This is a genomic window from Pseudobacillus sp. FSL P4-0506, assembly GCF_038003025.1.
GTDB lineage: Bacteria > Bacillota > Bacilli > Bacillales > Domibacillaceae > Pseudobacillus.
Window position 1 is genome coordinate 1,967,143 of sequence record NZ_JBBOOI010000001.1, and the last position, 15,486, is coordinate 1,982,628.

At 40.8% G+C, this 15,486-nt stretch carries 21 protein-coding genes and 2 riboswitches; of the genes, 15 read left to right on the plus strand and 6 right to left on the minus strand.

What is annotated here, in order from left to right; genetic code table 11:
• Positions 1–4 precede the first annotated feature (4 nt).
• Together MKZ02_RS09660 and MKZ02_RS09665 are read right to left on the minus strand one after the other, a co-directional pair.
• Positions 5–490: a hypothetical protein gene (locus tag MKZ02_RS09660; protein ID WP_340853305.1), complete on the minus strand. Its 486-nt coding sequence runs from the start codon at positions 488–490 to the stop codon at positions 5–7.
• A gap of 4 nt (positions 491–494) precedes the next feature.
• On the minus strand, positions 495–872 hold the full coding sequence (locus MKZ02_RS09665) for a hypothetical protein (RefSeq protein ID WP_120033006.1): 378 nt from the start codon (positions 870–872) through the stop codon (positions 495–497).
• 213 nt (positions 873–1,085) lie between these two features.
• On the opposite strand from MKZ02_RS09665, the gene rpmG reads away from it, so the two are divergent.
• From rpmG to MKZ02_RS09690, 5 genes are all read left to right on the plus strand, one after another.
• Complete coding sequence (gene rpmG, locus MKZ02_RS09670; RefSeq protein WP_077247170.1) at positions 1,086–1,235, plus strand: 50S ribosomal protein L33; 150 nt, start codon at positions 1,086–1,088, stop codon at positions 1,233–1,235.
• A 75-nt stretch (positions 1,236–1,310) separates the two neighbouring features.
• Positions 1,311–1,886 (plus strand): 5-formyltetrahydrofolate cyclo-ligase, encoded by a 576-nt coding sequence (locus tag MKZ02_RS09675; RefSeq protein WP_340853317.1) that lies wholly within the window; start codon positions 1,311–1,313, stop codon positions 1,884–1,886.
• A gap of 72 nt (positions 1,887–1,958) precedes the next feature.
• Positions 1,959–3,131 carry a rhomboid family intramembrane serine protease gene (locus MKZ02_RS09680; protein ID WP_340853319.1) on the plus strand — a complete coding sequence of 391 codons (1,173 nt, stop codon included), beginning with the start codon at positions 1,959–1,961 and terminating at the stop codon, positions 3,129–3,131.
• A 76-nt stretch (positions 3,132–3,207) separates the two neighbouring features.
• Positions 3,208–3,417 (plus strand): YqgQ family protein, encoded by a 210-nt coding sequence (locus MKZ02_RS09685; RefSeq protein ID WP_120032998.1) that lies wholly within the window; start codon positions 3,208–3,210, stop codon positions 3,415–3,417.
• A 245-nt stretch (positions 3,418–3,662) separates the two neighbouring features.
• The gene (locus MKZ02_RS09690; RefSeq protein ID WP_120032995.1) at positions 3,663–5,528 is read left to right on the plus strand and encodes an LTA synthase family protein; all 1,866 of its coding nucleotides are present in this window, start codon (positions 3,663–3,665) and stop codon (positions 5,526–5,528) included.
• 132 nt (positions 5,529–5,660) lie between these two features.
• Here MKZ02_RS09690 and MKZ02_RS09695 read toward each other — a convergent pair whose 3' ends face one another.
• Positions 5,661–5,834 carry a DUF2759 domain-containing protein gene (locus MKZ02_RS09695; RefSeq protein ID WP_120032992.1) on the minus strand — a complete coding sequence of 58 codons (174 nt, stop codon included), beginning with the start codon at positions 5,832–5,834 and terminating at the stop codon, positions 5,661–5,663.
• Between the two features lie 189 nt (positions 5,835–6,023).
• Between MKZ02_RS09695 and MKZ02_RS09700 the strand changes: the two genes are divergently transcribed.
• Positions 6,024–6,656, plus strand: a complete 633-nt coding sequence (locus MKZ02_RS09700) for an MBL fold metallo-hydrolase (RefSeq protein WP_120032989.1) — start codon at positions 6,024–6,026, stop codon at positions 6,654–6,656.
• A 142-nt stretch (positions 6,657–6,798) separates the two neighbouring features.
• On the opposite strand, the gene MKZ02_RS09705 is transcribed toward MKZ02_RS09700, so the two are convergent.
• Positions 6,799–7,041: a DUF2626 domain-containing protein gene (locus MKZ02_RS09705; protein ID WP_120032986.1), complete on the minus strand. Its 243-nt coding sequence runs from the start codon at positions 7,039–7,041 to the stop codon at positions 6,799–6,801.
• A gap of 263 nt (positions 7,042–7,304) precedes the next feature.
• On the opposite strand from MKZ02_RS09705, the gene comGA reads away from it, so the two are divergent.
• From comGA to MKZ02_RS09745, 8 genes are read left to right on the plus strand one after another with little or no spacing between them, the layout of a single operon-like run.
• Positions 7,305–8,402, plus strand: coding sequence for a competence type IV pilus ATPase ComGA (gene comGA, locus MKZ02_RS09710; protein ID WP_340853322.1), 1,098 nt, complete (start codon positions 7,305–7,307; stop codon positions 8,400–8,402).
• Between the two features lie 10 nt (positions 8,403–8,412).
• On the plus strand, positions 8,413–9,384 hold the full coding sequence (gene comGB / locus MKZ02_RS09715) for a competence type IV pilus assembly protein ComGB (RefSeq protein WP_340856374.1): 972 nt from the start codon (positions 8,413–8,415) through the stop codon (positions 9,382–9,384).
• Between the two features lie 17 nt (positions 9,385–9,401).
• A complete protein-coding gene (gene comGC, locus MKZ02_RS09720; RefSeq protein WP_406909549.1) occupies positions 9,402–9,725 on the plus strand; it encodes a competence type IV pilus major pilin ComGC in 324 nt (107 codons plus the stop codon).
• Entirely contained in the window at positions 9,715–10,176 is a 462-nt protein-coding gene (gene comGD, locus MKZ02_RS09725; protein ID WP_340853324.1) for a competence type IV pilus minor pilin ComGD, read from the plus strand. Before comGC ends, comGD begins: the two co-directional genes overlap by 11 nt.
• The gene (locus tag MKZ02_RS09730) at positions 10,160–10,468 is read left to right on the plus strand and encodes a type II secretion system protein (RefSeq protein WP_182916978.1); all 309 of its coding nucleotides are present in this window, start codon (positions 10,160–10,162) and stop codon (positions 10,466–10,468) included. Before comGD ends, MKZ02_RS09730 begins: the two co-directional genes overlap by 17 nt.
• Positions 10,389–10,883 carry a competence type IV pilus minor pilin ComGF gene (comGF, locus tag MKZ02_RS09735; protein ID WP_340853326.1) on the plus strand — a complete coding sequence of 165 codons (495 nt, stop codon included), beginning with the start codon at positions 10,389–10,391 and terminating at the stop codon, positions 10,881–10,883. The genes MKZ02_RS09730 and comGF overlap by 80 nt, the downstream gene beginning before the upstream one ends.
• On the plus strand, positions 10,880–11,260 hold the full coding sequence (locus tag MKZ02_RS09740) for a hypothetical protein (RefSeq protein ID WP_340853329.1): 381 nt from the start codon (positions 10,880–10,882) through the stop codon (positions 11,258–11,260). The genes comGF and MKZ02_RS09740 overlap by 4 nt, the downstream gene beginning before the upstream one ends.
• A gap of 60 nt (positions 11,261–11,320) precedes the next feature.
• Positions 11,321–11,491 carry a YqzE family protein gene (locus MKZ02_RS09745; RefSeq protein ID WP_340853330.1) on the plus strand — a complete coding sequence of 57 codons (171 nt, stop codon included), beginning with the start codon at positions 11,321–11,323 and terminating at the stop codon, positions 11,489–11,491.
• A gap of 17 nt (positions 11,492–11,508) precedes the next feature.
• Here MKZ02_RS09745 and MKZ02_RS09750 read toward each other — a convergent pair whose 3' ends face one another.
• On the minus strand, positions 11,509–12,282 hold the full coding sequence (locus tag MKZ02_RS09750) for a YqhG family protein (RefSeq protein ID WP_340853332.1): 774 nt from the start codon (positions 12,280–12,282) through the stop codon (positions 11,509–11,511).
• On the minus strand, positions 12,254–13,954 hold the full coding sequence (locus MKZ02_RS09755) for a DEAD/DEAH box helicase (protein WP_120032962.1): 1,701 nt from the start codon (positions 13,952–13,954) through the stop codon (positions 12,254–12,256). Before MKZ02_RS09755 ends, MKZ02_RS09750 begins: the two co-directional genes overlap by 29 nt.
• Positions 13,955–14,112: 158 nt before the next feature.
• Positions 14,113–14,203, plus strand: a riboswitch (glycine riboswitch).
• Between the two features lie 3 nt (positions 14,204–14,206).
• Positions 14,207–14,286: riboswitch (glycine riboswitch) on the plus strand.
• An 88-nt stretch (positions 14,287–14,374) separates the two neighbouring features.
• Between MKZ02_RS09755 and gcvT the strand changes: the two genes are divergently transcribed.
• Positions 14,375–15,475, plus strand: a complete 1,101-nt coding sequence (gene gcvT, locus MKZ02_RS09760) for a glycine cleavage system aminomethyltransferase GcvT (RefSeq protein ID WP_340853335.1) — start codon at positions 14,375–14,377, stop codon at positions 15,473–15,475.
• Positions 15,476–15,486: the final 11 nt, after the last annotated feature.

Here is a 15,486-nt window from a genome sequence, read left to right on the forward strand (position 1 = left end):
GCCCTTACTTGGTTGTTAAAACAACAGCTATTTCTTTCATTGACATTGAGGGGTGAACCGTATGTTCACCGACTTGAAGTTTTTCCGCATAGCCATTTTCAGTTAAATAATCGTTGAATTTTCCACTGTCTTCTACTATTCCGGCTTTTTTTAGAATTCGGCCGACTTCTGAAGAGGACATGCCGGATTCAATGCGTAAGGTATAGTTTTTTTTACGGCTTGTGCTTTCTTTTTTTGCCTGTTCTGTTGCTTTCTTACCCGTATTATTTCCTGAAGTTACCTGGTTTAATTTCTGCTCAAGTTGTTCTTTTTCTTGCTTTTGCTGTGCCGCTTCTTTTGCGGTCCATACGACATATTGTTTTTTTTCAAGACTTTGGACCATTTCTTTCTCGGACAATGATGATGAACCAGCTGCTTCCCTGTAAATGAGTAAGGCAAGAGCGGAGGCAAGAAGGCCGAACGCAAAGGCTCTCATGGTTTGCTTATTCATGCTATCATCCTTTCCCTTCATTCCTATACGGGGCTAAAATCTGCCGGACTTGTGAAAGAGTCAGGGAGGATTGCCTGGAGATCTCTTCCATTTTAGCTCCTTGATAGTAGAGGGAGATGACTTGATTTTTCAAAATTTCGTTTATGCCAACAGTCGTTTCGCTAGTGGAGGCTGTTTCTTGAAAAGAGGTGGCAGGCGTTCCGATTAACAGCTCTTCTTCAAGGACTTTTATCTTTTTCTTTAATTGATAGGTCTCTTGCAAAAATTGCATAGACAAGTCTTCTACTTCTTTTTCAAGCAGGCGCGAGCGATCTTTCAGGAAAAAAGATAACAAAAGAAAGCCGATGCCTGCTACAGCCAGCCCAATGATTAGTCCATCCATTTTTATTCACCTCATTGCTTATTATAACGTGAATAAAGGTACATTCAAACCAGTTATTTATTGTGCAGGACGTCTTTGTTTCGGACTCATGAAGAATTTTTTATTACACTGCTGAATAGTAAAGTCAGACTAGCATTTATAGAAGAAAAGTGCTATTATAGAAAAGTCGTAAAGAAGATACAATTGTATTGAAAAGTTTGGAGGGAAAAAAAGATGCGCGTAAATATCACTTTAGCATGCACTGAGTGCGGTGATCGTAATTATATCTCTACTAAAAACAAGCGTAACAATCCTGATCGTCTTGAACTGAAAAAATATTGTTCTAGAGAAAAACGTGTTACTGCACACCGTGAAACAAAGTAAGCAGCGGGGATTTATTTCCTGCTGTTTTTTTGTACATAAAAAGCCGATCACCTAAAGAATGGAGGCGGACCCTTGATGAATAAACAAATGGTAAGGCAGCGAGTAAAAGAAGAACTGTCGAAGTTAGACAGGCTTGCCTATGAACAATTGTCTTTTCAAATTGCCCGTCGATTGTTTTCTTTAAAGGAATGGAAGGAAGCGAAGACAGTAGCAGTGACGGTTTCTAATGCGCCGGAAGTAGATACATGGCAAATTATTCGACAAGGCTGGCTGGAAGGAAAAAGGATGGTGGTGCCAAAGTGTATACCAGCGGAGAAAAAGTTGAACTTTTACAAGCTGACATCATTTACTGAATTAGAAATGGTTTATTTTGGTCTGTACGAACCTATTCCTTCTTGTAATCAGCTGGTAGAGCGCTCGCAGATGGATCTGATTATTGTACCGGGTCTTGCTTTTTGCCGATCTGGCAGCCGTCTCGGTTTTGGAGGGGGCTATTATGACCGCTTCCTAGCAGGATATAATGGAAGCACTGTGGCACTTGCTTTCTCTCAGCAATTGATGGAGCAACTTCCAAGAGAACCTCATGACTTACCAGTACAACAGATCATTGCGGAAGAAGAAGTCATTGTTTGTGAATCGGAAGCCAAGTAGTCTACGCTTTACATTCGCTTTTTCCATTCGTTATAGTTACTGTAAAAGAAAACGAATAAAGGCAGTGATGAAATGGGTTCTTATGAAAATAACTTGTTTTGGAAGCTGGCATATTTCCTGGTTGTAGAACAAGATTATCAAATTGTTCAAGTGGATGAAAATCGTCAGGAAATGTTATTTGAAAACTTATCTAATAAGCCGGCACAGTTTATTCGAATGATATATAGTGACCTGGACTGGGGCAGCAGAATGCGCCGTGATATAGAACAAGTAGCAGCTATGGGAGAAAGCATTAGAAAGCAGTTGGGCAAGCGGGAGCTAACAGTAGTCAATTTGTATTTATCTCTCTATCCGCCAGTTGACGAATACGAATCTTATTTAAAAGAACCCGTTTACTTTCCAAAAGGAAAACGGACAAAAGTTACATCGGTCTTGTTTGCTCAGGGACAGATGCTTGAAGCAGCAGACTCATTTAGCCGCTTATTTCCCGGAGGGTTAGAGCCCGCTTTCTTTGAGCCGGGTTCTGAGGAAGAAACCGTTGCCTATAAAAGGGCCGCTCTTGTTCATTCGGTGAAAAGGAGCGAGGAAGATAAAAAGGTCTTTCATTTTTCTACGCCGTTCTTTTCCTATATATTTATTGCCGCTCAAGTTATCGTGTTTTTTTTGTTAGAGCTAACCGGAGGCAGCACCAATTCAGAAAACCTAATCCGTTTTGGAGCGAAGTTCAACCCGCTCATTCTTGACGGAGAGTGGTGGCGTTTCTTTACTCCTATCTTTTTACATATAGGCTTCTTGCATTTGCTGATGAATACCTTTGCTTTATATTTTCTTGGAACAGCTGTAGAACAGATATATGGACGATCTCGCTTTCTTTTCATTTATTTATTTTCAGGGTTCATGGGCACGCTAGCCAGCTTTGTGATGAATTCTAATTTGTCAGCCGGTGCGAGCGGAGCCATCTTTGGCTGCTTTGGAGCTCTTCTTTACTTTGGTGTCATTTATCCGCGCCTATTTTTTCGAACAATGGGCACGAGTATCATTGTCATTATTTTAATCAATCTCATCTTTGGCTTTTCAGCATCAGGAATTGATAACGCTGGACACATTGGTGGTTTAATCGGCGGCTTTCTAGCTACTGGTGCCGTTCATTTTCCAACAAAGAAAAAGCCAATGATGCAGCTTGCTTTTCTCGCAGCAGCTTGTTTATTATCGGCGGGTGGTCTTTATTTGGGCTTTTCTGAATAAAAAGCGTGAACGGATAACAAGTTAAAGAGCGATGATTAGGCAACAGGAAAACTTAGTAAGGGAGCCGTTGATCAAGTTGAAAATGATGTGGGATGTACAGCAGCTTTTGAAGCGGTACGGTATTTTCATTTATGTTGGTGACCGTCTGGCTGACTTGGATTTGATGGAAGCAGAACTGAGGGACTTGTATGATTCCCAATTGCTAGAAGTAAGAGATTTTCAGCAGGCGCTGCTCGTTATAAGACAGGAACGTAGACTTGAAAAGGAAAAGCGCAGCCGCCAATAATCCTCGACAGAGAGGGACCTTTTGAAAAGGTTCCTTTTTTTTGCAAAAATGAAACTTTTATCCTTCATTGGTCGTATGATAAAAGGCTAGAGGATGGGGTGTCAAACTATCATTCTACAAAATCTCTATTTTCTCACGTTTGCTTTTTTGTAAAAAAAGTATTAAGATTAGCTATGATGTTTTTATAGTGGACGGTCTTTATACAAAGCAGTAATCTGTACGGTGCGTATTAAGGAGGTTATTGGATGAAAGGAACCTTACGCAACAATGTATCTTTAATCGCTGTTGTCGTTTTGTTCTTATGGATTAAAACGTATATTATCTATCAAACGAGCTTTAAAATTGAAATTGAAAATACATTGCAAGCATTTATTCTCTTTATTAACCCATTGAGCTTTATTATGCTCATTATGGGGATCAGTATGTTTTTTAAAAGTGATAAAGCTAGAAACCGTTATTTAATCATCACGAGTTTCTTGTTGACTTTCTTGCTTTATGCGAACGTAGTTTTCTATCGTTTTTTCAACGATTTTATCACTATGCCTTTATTATTTCAAACAAGCAACTTTGCTGACTTGGGCAATAGTGTGACAGAAGAGTTTAAATGGTATGATATTTTCTATTTCGCCGATCTTATCGTGCTTATGGTGATCTTAAAAGTAAAACCTAAATTAGTAAGTTTTCGTTCCATGACAAAAATGAATCGTCGGGCCTATTTTTTAGCAGCGGCCGCGATGTTCTTTTTAAATCTGGGTCTTTCTGAAATTGAACGCCCGCAGCTTTTAACAAGAACATTTGACCGTGAAATGCTGGTGAAGAATATAGGGACATTTAACTACCACATTTACGACGTCATTTTACAATCGAAGTCCTCTGCACAGCGGGCACTTGCTGATGGCAGTGAATTGGCGGATATTGAAAACTATTCAGATGCCAATTATGCCAAACCAAATGATGATTTATTCGGCGTGGCTAAAGGCAAGAATTTAATTATGGTATCTGTCGAATCCACACAAGAATTTGTGATGAATAATAAAGTAAACGGCCAGGAAATTACACCGTTTATGAATCAATTTGCCAAACAAAGCTTATACTTTAATAACTTTTACCACCAAACAGGACAAGGGAAAACCTCAGATGCTGAATTTTTAACAGAAAACTCTCTTTACCCGCTAAGCCGTGGGGCCGTTTTCTTTACCCATTCAGGCAATGAGTTTAATTCCATGGCAGAGAAGTTAGGGGAGAATGGCTATTTCTCTAATGCAATGCATGCCAATAATAAAAGCTTTTGGAATCGGGATATTATGTATAAGTCTTTAGGATATCAGCGTTTTTATGAAGCTGGAGATTATGAGATCAATGAGGACAATAGCGTGAACTGGGGAATGAAGGATGGGCCGTTTTTTGAACAGTCCGTACAGCATATGAAGGAAATGCCGAAACCATTTTATTCGAAATTGCTTACGTTAACGAACCATCATCCGTTCTATTATGACGAGGAAGACCAGTTCATTGATGAATTTACTTCCAACAGCGGTACGCTAAACCGCTATTTTGTCACTGTACGTTATACGGATGAAGCATTGAAGAAATTTGTGGAGGATTTAAAGGCTTCCGGGCTTTATGAAAACTCCGTTATTGTTCTTTACGGTGACCACTATGGGATCTCTGAAAATCACAATGAAGCAATGAGCCAGTACTTAGGAAAAGAAGTTACGCCATTTGTTTCAACACAGCTGCAGAAAGTGCCATTCATGATTCACATTCCTGGTGTGAAAGGAAGAGTGATTGATAAGGTAGGCGGCCAAATTGATGTTCGTCCAACACTTCTGCACTTGCTTGGAATCGAAACAAAGGATGATTTGCAGTTTGGACAAGATTTATTGTCTGAGGACCATGAAAATCTCGCTGTGTTCCGTGATGGCCGGTTTGTAACGAAAGATTATGTCTACGCAGACAATAAATGTTGGGATAAAGCAACGGAACAGCCAACTGACAAAAACTACTGCACGCCATATATAGAAAAAGCGGCAACCGAATTGAATTATTCTGACCGAATCATTTATGGTGATCTGCTTCGTTTCTATGACCCGAATTCAGCTAAAAAGTAAGATAAATTAAAAAACCCTGCCGACAACCGCCAGGGTTTTTTTATCTGGGATGACTATCAAGGAAAGGGATTAAAGGAAATAAAAAATCCTCTGCTGTAAAAAAACAGGAGAGGATTTCGTCTAAAGAGTGAATTAAGCAGCAGGATACCCTTGATGGATAAGTGTCATGATTGTAAACCATCCGAATACTCCTAGAGTGCCGAGTCCAAAAATAATGCCTAAAAGGTTTTTGTTTTTTAAAGCGTTTACTGTGCTGAACAAGGCAAGAAGAGTTATGAGAGTAAAGATAATCACTAAGCCGTACATAAGTCAAACTCCTTTCCTGGATCACTTGATAATGATCGACTAAAGATAATTATGTAAAATCAGTACATATTCATCACTATTCTATAGTTTTTTTTAATGTTTGTCGAGTTGAAAAATCATAGTTCTTTAAAAAGACACGATTCGCTGGTACGATAAGGATAGTCATAAGGAAAGGCGGGAGAAAGTAGCATGAACTGGACACAATTGCCGTTAGGCGCACTGCAAACTAATTGTTATATATTATCTAATGAAGAGAGGGAGTGTATTGTATTTGATCCCGGAGCAGAGGGAGAGAAGTTGGTTGAATGGTTAAATCAAAATCATTTAAAGCCCCTTGCTATTTTGCTTACACATGCCCATTTTGATCATATTGGGGCAGTTGAGCAGGTGAGGAAGGCGTTTGATATTCCTGTTTATTTACATAAAGAAGAAGCAGAATGGCTAACTAATCCGGATTTAAACGGTTCTGCCCGTTTTCAATTGGGGAAAGTTAGCGGTCAGCCAGCTGATCATCTTCTAACAGATGAGAAGTCATTAACAGTAGGCCCGTTTTCTTTTCAGCTGTTTCACACACCTGGCCACTCGCCGGGGAGTGTCTCTTATTTTTTTGATGAAGGAAACGCTGTATTCGCCGGGGATACGTTATTCATGGGAAGCATTGGACGGACGGATTTACCGGGCGGGAACCACGAGCAGCTAATTCACAGTATTCATAATCATTTATTGACATTGCCAGAAGAAGTGATTGTACTGCCTGGCCACGGACCAGCAACGATGATTGGTGATGAAATGGAGCGCAATCCGTTTTTAAACGGCTTCTAAAAAAAGTGAAGGCTGTCTTACGCCGGCCGGACCTTCTTCTCTTGAATGGAGAAACAGGTTTGTGCCCTAGTTTGGACAGCCTTTTTGATATTGGGCAAAATAAAAAAACCGGTCATTATAGACCGGCTGACAGAACCATGAATTAATGGCCTGCTCCAGGAGTTACCATAAAGGTAGTCCAGTAAGTGTATCCACAGAAGAATACAGTTAAGTATGCTGCAAAAAGGTACACGTACATACGTTCAGTTAAATTTAAATAGCCTACAATTAAGAAGAATCCGGTCTGGCCAAGGAATAGTAAAGCCGTTTTATGCATATCGCCAAGATAGAACATGACAGCAAAGATTCCAGTCCAGAATGCTAATACGCGAAACATGCGGTCCATTATGTATCCCTCCTTTATTCGTCACTCCATCAATATCTTATTATAATGGAATGAAGATAGTATTGTAAACATACTTTCAGTCACTTTGTGAAGATTGCGTGATATCTCTATCTTATGGTGCCGTTTATTTTGTATTTTACTCTAACCCCGTCACTCGCCAGTAATAAATAGCTTTCAGTAAAATTAAAAAAGCAGGAGGGGTTTTTCGAATGTTGTCGAATATGGTTAATGAACGAGAATGAAAGGTGGTGAAATAAAAAGAAATGGTTATTGAAGAAGCTGTCGAAAATCTTTTGCAGGAGGCCCTTGCTCTCCGTTCGACGGATATCCACTTTATCCCCCGTAAGCACGGTTACTTCGTCCAAATCCGCTCCCAAGGCGAGCTTATTCCTCATAGTCAGTTCTCCATACGTGAAGGGGAAAGACTGATTTCCCATTTTAAGTTTATGGCCTCGATGGACATCGGAGAAAAAAGAAAGCCGCAAAGCGGTGCATTTCAACTTGAAATTTCAAGCTTTTTGGTCTCTTTGCGCATCTCTACTTTACCCACTGCCCTTTCAAAAGAAAGCCTCGTCATTCGCCTTCTTCCTCAACAGGAGGTACCCGACCTGCTTCAACTTTCTCTGTTTCCAAATTCTGCTAGAAAACTGCTTGCTCTTTTAGCGCATTCTCATGGATTAATTATTTTTACCGGCCCGACCGGCAGCGGTAAAACGACTACCCTTTACTCTTTGATCCAGCACAGTGCTAGCGAGCATGGCCGCAACGTCATTACTCTTGAAGACCCTGTGGAAAAACAAAATGATCAGTGGTTGCAAGTGCAAGTGAATGAAAAAGCAGGAGTAACTTACTCAACGGGATTAAAAGCTATTTTAAGACATGATCCTGACGTGATTATGGTAGGAGAAATTCGTGATGAAGAAACGGCCAGAATTGCTATCCGTGCTTCACTTACAGGCCATCTCGTTTTGACTACCTTGCATACGCGCGATGCAAAAGGAGCAGTGTTCCGACTGCTTGAATTTGGTTTAAAATGGCATGAAATTCAGCAAACGCTGATCGGTGTAACAGCCCAGCGTCTTGTTAATCTTCTGTGCCCAGCATGCGGAACCAACTGCTCTCTGCACTGTGTTTCGGAAAAACAACGAAAACAGGCTACTGTGTATGAAATATTGAGCGGATCGGATCTGCAGGCTGTATTAAATGAAGCAAAAGGAGAGCCGAGCTTTTACCACTATCCATTATTAAAACACTTATTAAGAAAGGGGATCGCTCTTGGATATCTCTCTCAAACTGAATATGATCGCTGGGTATTGGAGGAAAAGAAAAGCGGGGAAGTATCAAGGGGAATTCATTCTTAGATTGGGAGAGATGTTGAACCAAGGGTTTACGATGAGTCAGGCCCTTGAATTTTTGTTGATGAATTTTGACCGCAATCATCACAAATCAACTCAGAAAATCCGTTCTGAGTTAAATGACGGGACATCTTTAAATGAGATTCTTCACATGCTTAACTTTCCATCAATGATTTGTCTGCAAGTGTACTTTGCCGAAAAACACGGTCGTTTGCCGGAAACGCTAATATATGCGGGGGAGCACTGGAAAAAGACCGAAGAGGCAAAGGAAAAGCTAGCGAAGCTTCTTCAGTACCCGATATTCTTGTTGTTTCTTTTATTTATGCTGTTGCTTCTTTTAAATCAATTTTTAATGCCGCGATTTGAAGAGCTGTACGCTGCTCTCAGCTTTGCCCCGAGCGGAAGTACCCTCTTGCTTATTGCTTTTTTGCAACAGGGCCCCTCCTTCATTCTACTAGCTGCTGCTGGTTTGGCAGTTGCTTCTCTATCTTTCTTTTTTCATTATCAAAGACAAACTCCTCGAAGTAAAATTAATTGGATGGTGAATATCCCAGTTGCCTCTACTTATTTCACTTTATTTCTTACCCGTTTATTCGCTAAAGAAGTTTCTTATTTGCTACAAAGCGGCTTTGCTGTTAATGAAGTGCTGCTGATTTTACAAGAGCAGACCATGCATCCGATACTAAGACAGGTTGCTTTAGAAATGAATCTTCATTTAGTGACTGGACAGTCCCTTGCTGAGTCAGCGGAGCAAGTCTCAGGTTTTGTTCCCGAACTGCCCCGTATTCTCCGACATGGGGAAACGAATGGGCGGTTAGCTCAAGAGTTGCTCTTATTTAGCCAGTTTTGCGATGTGCTCATCGAGAAAAAGATAAAAAGAGGACTAGCCGTTTTGCAGCCAGCTATCTTTTTGTTTGTCGGCCTCGTAGTTGTCGCCATTTACTTGTCAGTGATGCTGCCTATGTTTCAAATGATGGGTTCTATTTAAAGAGGGAGGATGAGCCGGTGAAAATAAATCGCCTAGTAAAAAATGAATCAGGGTTTACGTTAATTGAAATGATGATTGTTTTATTAGTCATTTCAGTATTGTTATTTATCGCTATTCCAAATGTAGCAAAACAGAGCCGCAATATTAATAGCAAAGGATGTACAGCATTTAAACATATGGTGCAAGGACAGGTGCAGGCTTACCGGATTGATTTAAAGAAATTTCCATCATCCGTCGGGGATATGGTAGAGAGCGGTTATTTAAGAAGCGATGAAACAGCTTGTCCAAATGGAGACCAATTAAAGATTGGAGCCGATGGAGAGGTATCAATTGTTAAATAAAATAGAACGGTGCGCAAGATCAGATGAGGGCTTTACCCTTGTTGAAACGATGGTCATTCTTACAGTTATAGTCGTTTTACTATCGGTAGCTGTGCTTCCTTTTCCAAGGGTAGCTGCTGACTTTGAAAAACAACAATTTCTCAATCAACTGCAGGCAGACCTGTTTCTCGCTCAGTCGTATGCTATTGCCAAGCAAGAGGTAGTGGAAGTGAGGTTTATTTATACGGAAAATCGCTATACCATTCGGCCGCTGACTGCTCCTACGAACTTGCTTGTTCAAAGGAGCATGCCTGATACTATTCGATATGTGGATGGATCGTTAGCCAAATTATCTTTTTTGCCGAATGGAAATACGAGCAGCTTCGGCACCGTTCATTTTGAATACCTTGATCGTCACATTTCGTTGATTTTTCAAATTGGCAAGGGGAGATTTTATGTTAAAGAACAATGAAGGGGGCTTTACACTTGCAGAAAGCCTACTATCTTTAATGGTCATAGCCATGCTAGCCGCTTTTATACTGCCATTGATGGGGCAAATGACAGGACAATCCAAAGCCCTTTGGGAGAGGCAAAAGGGGATGAGGCTTTTATATGAAGAGGGGGCAAAGCAAATGATTGAAGGAGAAGACTTTCACGTGGTCTATGAGAGAGAGGGAGAGAAATATGATATTTCCTGGGAAACGAGCATTGGATCAGCTTGTTTTGAAGTATCGGGAGAAGTCTACTGTATTAAGAAACAATAGGGGGTTTACAATCGTAGAGTCTTTGTTCGTTTTACTCATCTTTATCAGTATTGCTGCTCTCTTCCCACTTATATACGGAGCAGTATATCAGACAGAAGAACAGCTTAAGCCGGAAAGAAGGGCAGAGTGGGAGCTGTTTGTACTGCAGCTTAGAAAGGAAATAAATGTTTCCCATTCTCTTCAAATAAGCGCGCAAAAACTGACATTTATTCAAGGAACAGATGTTATTTCAATTGAAAAATATAATGATGGCGTAAGAAGAAGAGTGGGTGGCAGAGGGCATGAGATGATTCTTCAGCAAGCTTCATCCATACAATTTTATCCATGTGGTTCACTGTTGTGCGCGGAGGCAGGCTTTAAAAATGGTGAGAAAGAAAAGGCACAATTTCATATATTTACAGGAGAGGCTATATGAAAGGTGTAATCACCAATGAAAAGGGAGTCATTCTTCCTTATACACTTCTACTTTTCACTATTGTTTGCACAGCTGCCATTTTCGGAACGGGTATTTTTGTGAGCAAGCAGAAGACAGCTTTGTTTTTGACAGATTATTATGAAACAAAAGTGATAGAATCAATGACCCTTCAGGAAATTCTTCCCTTGTTGGAACAAGGAACCTCCCTGTCCGGCGAGTATCGTACAAATCGCGGAAAAGTCGTTTATGCCGCTCAGCCCAACGAGGGAGAAGAACTAGTAGTGGTTCATTTAAAGACCAATAAACCGGATTCCCGCTTTTCAACAAAAGTTATTTACAGCATGACCGAGAGACGGATTATCCAATGGGTTGAATAAACAGCGTTTAAAATAAGGAAAAACTGGAAAAAATGACACCGACTACAGGAGGCGGTGTATATGAGCGACTATGTAAGATATTTTGTAGAAACGTTTCTCGGTTATTTTAGTGAACCGAAAAAAGTAAGGAAAGAAAAGCGACGCCAAAAGCGGGCTGGCCGTGCCAACTTTTCTTTTAGATGGTTCGGCCTGCTTCCATTAGCGCTGCGCCAGCTCTTTCATAAAAAGTGATGGCCAGCGCTTTTTATCTATGAGTGCAAATAGATTACACCGCCATTAATAATATCTACATGAATCTTCGGAGAATACTGTTTTTCCAATGCGGCCTTTTCAATAAAATAAGCTTCGGGCTTCTCCTCATCTTCATAAAAATAATCAAGTAAGACCAAATCCTCTTCCCATTCTTTCTTAGCTTTTACTGCCCAATCATGAGTTTCTTTTTCAAGTCGGGATGTCAAAAAACGTTGAAGCCTTTTGACGCCGCTTTTCGGCTTGATTAAAGGAGTGATGGTAAAAGAAAAGTCAGGGATTTTTGATACTAATAGCTTCCGATTGAGTACATTCATAAATTCTTCTTGAATTGCTCCATTAATTAAATTGAGGCCCAGTGAATGAAAGATATCTTTTTTGTGATTTGCTTCATAGGAGACCTTTATATTAACTAAGAGCCAGGGCTGAAGCGGCTGCTGGCTGCCAGACTCTCTCTGTTCGTAAAGTCGGATGAAACTTGTATGTTTCTTTGCTGATTCAAAAATTTGCTGTAAGCGCGGTGTACCGAAATGCACGCTCTCTCCTTCAATATTCGGAGGCGCTTTTGCCTGATCGGTAATCAGTGTTAACGAAAGTGGTTCTGCCTTCATTCCAGTTTTTTCGGCATAATGCCAGTAAAAGGGCCGGTTCATTAGTTCCTTATCAATCTCAGGAGTCAGCTTTACACAGAGGGCTCCTTCTGTTTCTTGTAAAAATGTGCATTCAGCTGCTCTAAAATAATTTTCAAGAAATAGATGAATTTCGTTTTTCACTAAATGATTCCTCCTCTTCATGCCACTCGTTAGCCAGATCAATGACAGCTTCAAGGTTTTTCATCTTGACGCGCAGCTCTCCTTCCGTTCTTGAGTTTTGAAAAATATCAGCCAAGTGTTCCTGCATATTGGGAATGTCCATTTTCTCTAAAATATCATCTAATTGTCCGACAGCTTGTTCAAATAAATGGATTTTTTCATAAAGAAGCTGCAGAATTCTGTCTTCAATCGTATCTTCAGTGCTGAAATTGTAAATGCGTACATCTTTCGTTTGCCCGAAACGATGAACACGGCCAATTCTTTGTTCAAGGCGCATCGGATTCCAGGGAAGGTCAAAGTTAATGACATGGTGACAAAACTGCAGGTTTAATCCTTCTCCGCCAGCTTCTGTAGCAATTAAGACTTGTGCCTGCTTTTCAAAAAGTTGTTTCATCCAATCTTTTTTCCCGCGCTTAAAGCCACCACGAAAAGGAACGGACGAAATGCCGTTTTGTTTAAAGAACCATTGCAAATATAATTGAGTGGCTCGATATTCAGTAAAGATAATGACTTTATCATTAATAGATTGAACGAGTTCAAGCGCTTTTTCCGCTTTTGAGTTTCGTGTTACATTTTGTATGTGGGACAAAACGTTTTGGAAACTCTCCGGAAAATCAAGATGATCTCCGTACAGCTTTCTAGCCATGTTCTTCAAGGTAAAAAAGACTGCCTCTTTGCTGCTGCAAGCTTCCCGTTGCAAAGTAAGCAAAGAAAAGGAAGATCGTACATCGTCAGGCTGGCTGCGAACGAAATACTCAAGAGCCTGATAGAGGGAACGTTCTTCTTCTGTGAACGTTACTTTTACTGATTCTACTTTTCTCGCTGTCCATTCCACCCCTGTATCCTGCCGGCGGTTACGAATCATCACTTTATTCATTAGCTTGATTAAATGATGATGATTTTGTACCTGGCGGTCGCCCTTTTTAAACCGCTCTGTAAATTGTCCTTCGCTACCAAGATGGCCGGGCTTTAATAATGAAACAAGATGAAACATTTCATCAAGACGGTTTTGAATAGGTGTTGCCGTTAAAAGCAGGCAAAACTTCTTTTTTAAATGACGGACAAACTGATAGTTTTTGGTTTTATGGTTTTTTAATTTATGAGCCTCATCGATAATGACTAAATCATAGTCTTGTTCATAGATCTTTTCTTTGTGAGGGCTTCGCTTCGCCGTGTCGATAGACGAGATGACGATGTCATGCTGATCCCACGCATAAAATTTTTTCTGAGCGATAGCAGGAATATAAAACTTACTATTTAATTCATTGGCCCATTGGGAGACAAGAGAAGCTGGAGCTAAAATTAACACTTTTTTCACGAGGCCACGGATCAAGTATTCTTTTAATACCAATCCGGCTTCAATCGTTTTTCCCAGCCCTACTTCGTCCGCTAAAATCGCTTTTCCATTCATTTCTTCCACTACTCTTCTAGCTGCTTCAAGCTGATGGGGCAAGGCCGTAAGCTCTGGTAAAAAGCTAGGGGCTAACAATCCTTCAAAATTCGGCACCATCATTCGTGTTTCCATGTTTACAGTTGATTGAAAGAGCGGCCAATTGCCCCACGGCCCGTCTTGTTCTATTCTTTTCTCTAATTCTTCTTCCCAGGCGTGATTAAAATAGATTTCCACATTCATTTGAAAAACTCCTTTATAAAATATGTTGCCGAAACCTTACCTTTAATGGTAGGATGTAATTGAACAAAATATTATGTCATTTTACAAAAAAGCGAACATTCTTGATTCGTATGAATCAGATGTTCATAGTATGCCCATTTATTAATTAAATATAGCGAATGAAGGCGAGGGGAGAGACTGTTCATACAGCGCCGAAGGAGCAAACAAGCTTTTTGTGAATCTCTCAGGCAAAAGAACTCTTGCTGGACGCGACTCTGGAGAGCGTTTCGTAACGAAACCACCAAAGAAGACAGCCTGTTCATCAGGTTAAACTTTCAGGTTCAAGGACAGAGAACAACTTTTATAAGCTGTTCTCTGTCTTTTTTTATGCAAAAATAATGGGCTGAACCGTGAGAATGACAATGAGAGAGGGGTAGGGAAATGGGAGAGTTAAAGCGCACGCCATTGTTTGAATGGTATAAGCAGTCTGGAGCAAAAACAATTGACTTTGGAGGATGGGAGCTGCCTGTTCAGTTCTCAAGCATTAAGGAAGAACATGAAGCTGTCCGGACAAAAGCAGGACTTTTTGACGTTTCCCACATGGGCGAGGTTACTGTAAAAGGAGAAGGCGCATTGGCTTTCCTCCAAAAGATGATGACGAATGATTTGTCAAAGCTGCAGCCGAACCAAGCGATGTATACAATTATGTGCAATGAAAAAGGCGGAGCTGTTGATGATTTGCTTGTTTACATGCTTGCTGAAGAAAATTACCTGCTTGTTGTCAATGCTGCTAACACAGATAAGGATTTTGCCTGGCTAAAGAAGCATCAGGTAGGAGACGTGCAAATCGAAAATGTATCAAAAGACTGGGCACAGCTTGCCATCCAAGGGCCAGCCGCAGAAGGAATCTTGCAAAAGCTTGTACCTGACTTGGATTTGGGCGAAATCAGGCCTTTTAAATTCCGTCAAGAAGTCAGAATCAATGGGGTGCCTGCTCTGGTGTCACGCACTGGTTACACGGGAGAAGACGGCTTTGAAATTTACAGTCGCAGTGAGGAGGCCCCTAAGCTGTGGCAGGATCTTCTAGAAGCAGGTGAAGAAGTTGGGCTTCTTCCATGTGGTCTTGGTGCCCGTGATACTTTGCGGTTTGAAGCAAATCTAGCGCTGTACGGTCAAGAACTGGCAGAAGACATTTCTCCAATTGAAGCGGGCTTAGGCTTTGCTGTGAAAACAAATAAAGATGATTTTATCGGGCTGGAAGTTCTAAAGGAGCAGAAAGAAAATGGTCCGGAGCGAAAACTGATTGGTCTTGAAATGATTGACCGGGGGATTCCGCGCCATGGATATGCTGTTTTTTCAGGCGAAGAACAAGTTGGTCATGTGACAACCGGTACTCAGTCGCCGACTTTAAAGAAAAATATCGGGCTCGCTTTAGTAAAAGCAGAATGTGCTGTACCTGGTGAAGAACTGCTGGTGGAAGTCCGCGGTAAGAAGCTGGCAGCTAAAACTGTAAAACCGCCATTCTATAAACGTTCAAAATAAAAGAAGAGGGA

What these genes read in the sequence shown, in the direction of transcription:
- MKZ02_RS09660 (WP_340853305.1), bottom strand. Translation starts at nt 490, where the DNA reads ATGAATAAGCAAACCATGAGAGCCTTTGCGTTCGGCCTTCTTGCCTCC.
- MKZ02_RS09665 (WP_120033006.1), bottom strand. Translation starts at nt 872, where the DNA reads ATGGATGGACTAATCATTGGGCTGGCTGTAGCAGGCATCGGCTTTCTT.
- rpmG (WP_077247170.1), top strand. Translation starts at nt 1,086, where the DNA reads ATGCGCGTAAATATCACTTTAGCATGCACTGAGTGCGGTGATCGTAAT.
- MKZ02_RS09675 (WP_340853317.1), top strand. Translation starts at nt 1,311, where the DNA reads ATGAATAAACAAATGGTAAGGCAGCGAGTAAAAGAAGAACTGTCGAAG.
- MKZ02_RS09680 (WP_340853319.1), top strand. Translation starts at nt 1,959, where the DNA reads ATGGGTTCTTATGAAAATAACTTGTTTTGGAAGCTGGCATATTTCCTG.
- MKZ02_RS09690 (WP_120032995.1), top strand. Translation starts at nt 3,663, where the DNA reads ATGAAAGGAACCTTACGCAACAATGTATCTTTAATCGCTGTTGTCGTT.
- MKZ02_RS09695 (WP_120032992.1), bottom strand. Translation starts at nt 5,834, where the DNA reads ATGTACGGCTTAGTGATTATCTTTACTCTCATAACTCTTCTTGCCTTG.
- MKZ02_RS09700 (WP_120032989.1), top strand. Translation starts at nt 6,024, where the DNA reads ATGAACTGGACACAATTGCCGTTAGGCGCACTGCAAACTAATTGTTAT.
- MKZ02_RS09705 (WP_120032986.1), bottom strand. Translation starts at nt 7,041, where the DNA reads ATGGACCGCATGTTTCGCGTATTAGCATTCTGGACTGGAATCTTTGCT.
- comGA (WP_340853322.1), top strand. Translation starts at nt 7,305, where the DNA reads ATGGTTATTGAAGAAGCTGTCGAAAATCTTTTGCAGGAGGCCCTTGCT.
- comGB (WP_340856374.1), top strand. Translation starts at nt 8,413, where the DNA reads ATGTTGAACCAAGGGTTTACGATGAGTCAGGCCCTTGAATTTTTGTTG.
- MKZ02_RS09730 (WP_182916978.1), top strand. Translation starts at nt 10,160, where the DNA reads ATGTTAAAGAACAATGAAGGGGGCTTTACACTTGCAGAAAGCCTACTA.
- comGF (WP_340853326.1), top strand. Translation starts at nt 10,389, where the DNA reads ATGATATTTCCTGGGAAACGAGCATTGGATCAGCTTGTTTTGAAGTAT.
- MKZ02_RS09740 (WP_340853329.1), top strand. Translation starts at nt 10,880, where the DNA reads ATGAAAGGTGTAATCACCAATGAAAAGGGAGTCATTCTTCCTTATACA.
- MKZ02_RS09745 (WP_340853330.1), top strand. Translation starts at nt 11,321, where the DNA reads ATGAGCGACTATGTAAGATATTTTGTAGAAACGTTTCTCGGTTATTTT.
- MKZ02_RS09755 (WP_120032962.1), bottom strand. Translation starts at nt 13,954, where the DNA reads ATGAATGTGGAAATCTATTTTAATCACGCCTGGGAAGAAGAATTAGAG.
- gcvT (WP_340853335.1), top strand. Translation starts at nt 14,375, where the DNA reads ATGGGAGAGTTAAAGCGCACGCCATTGTTTGAATGGTATAAGCAGTCT.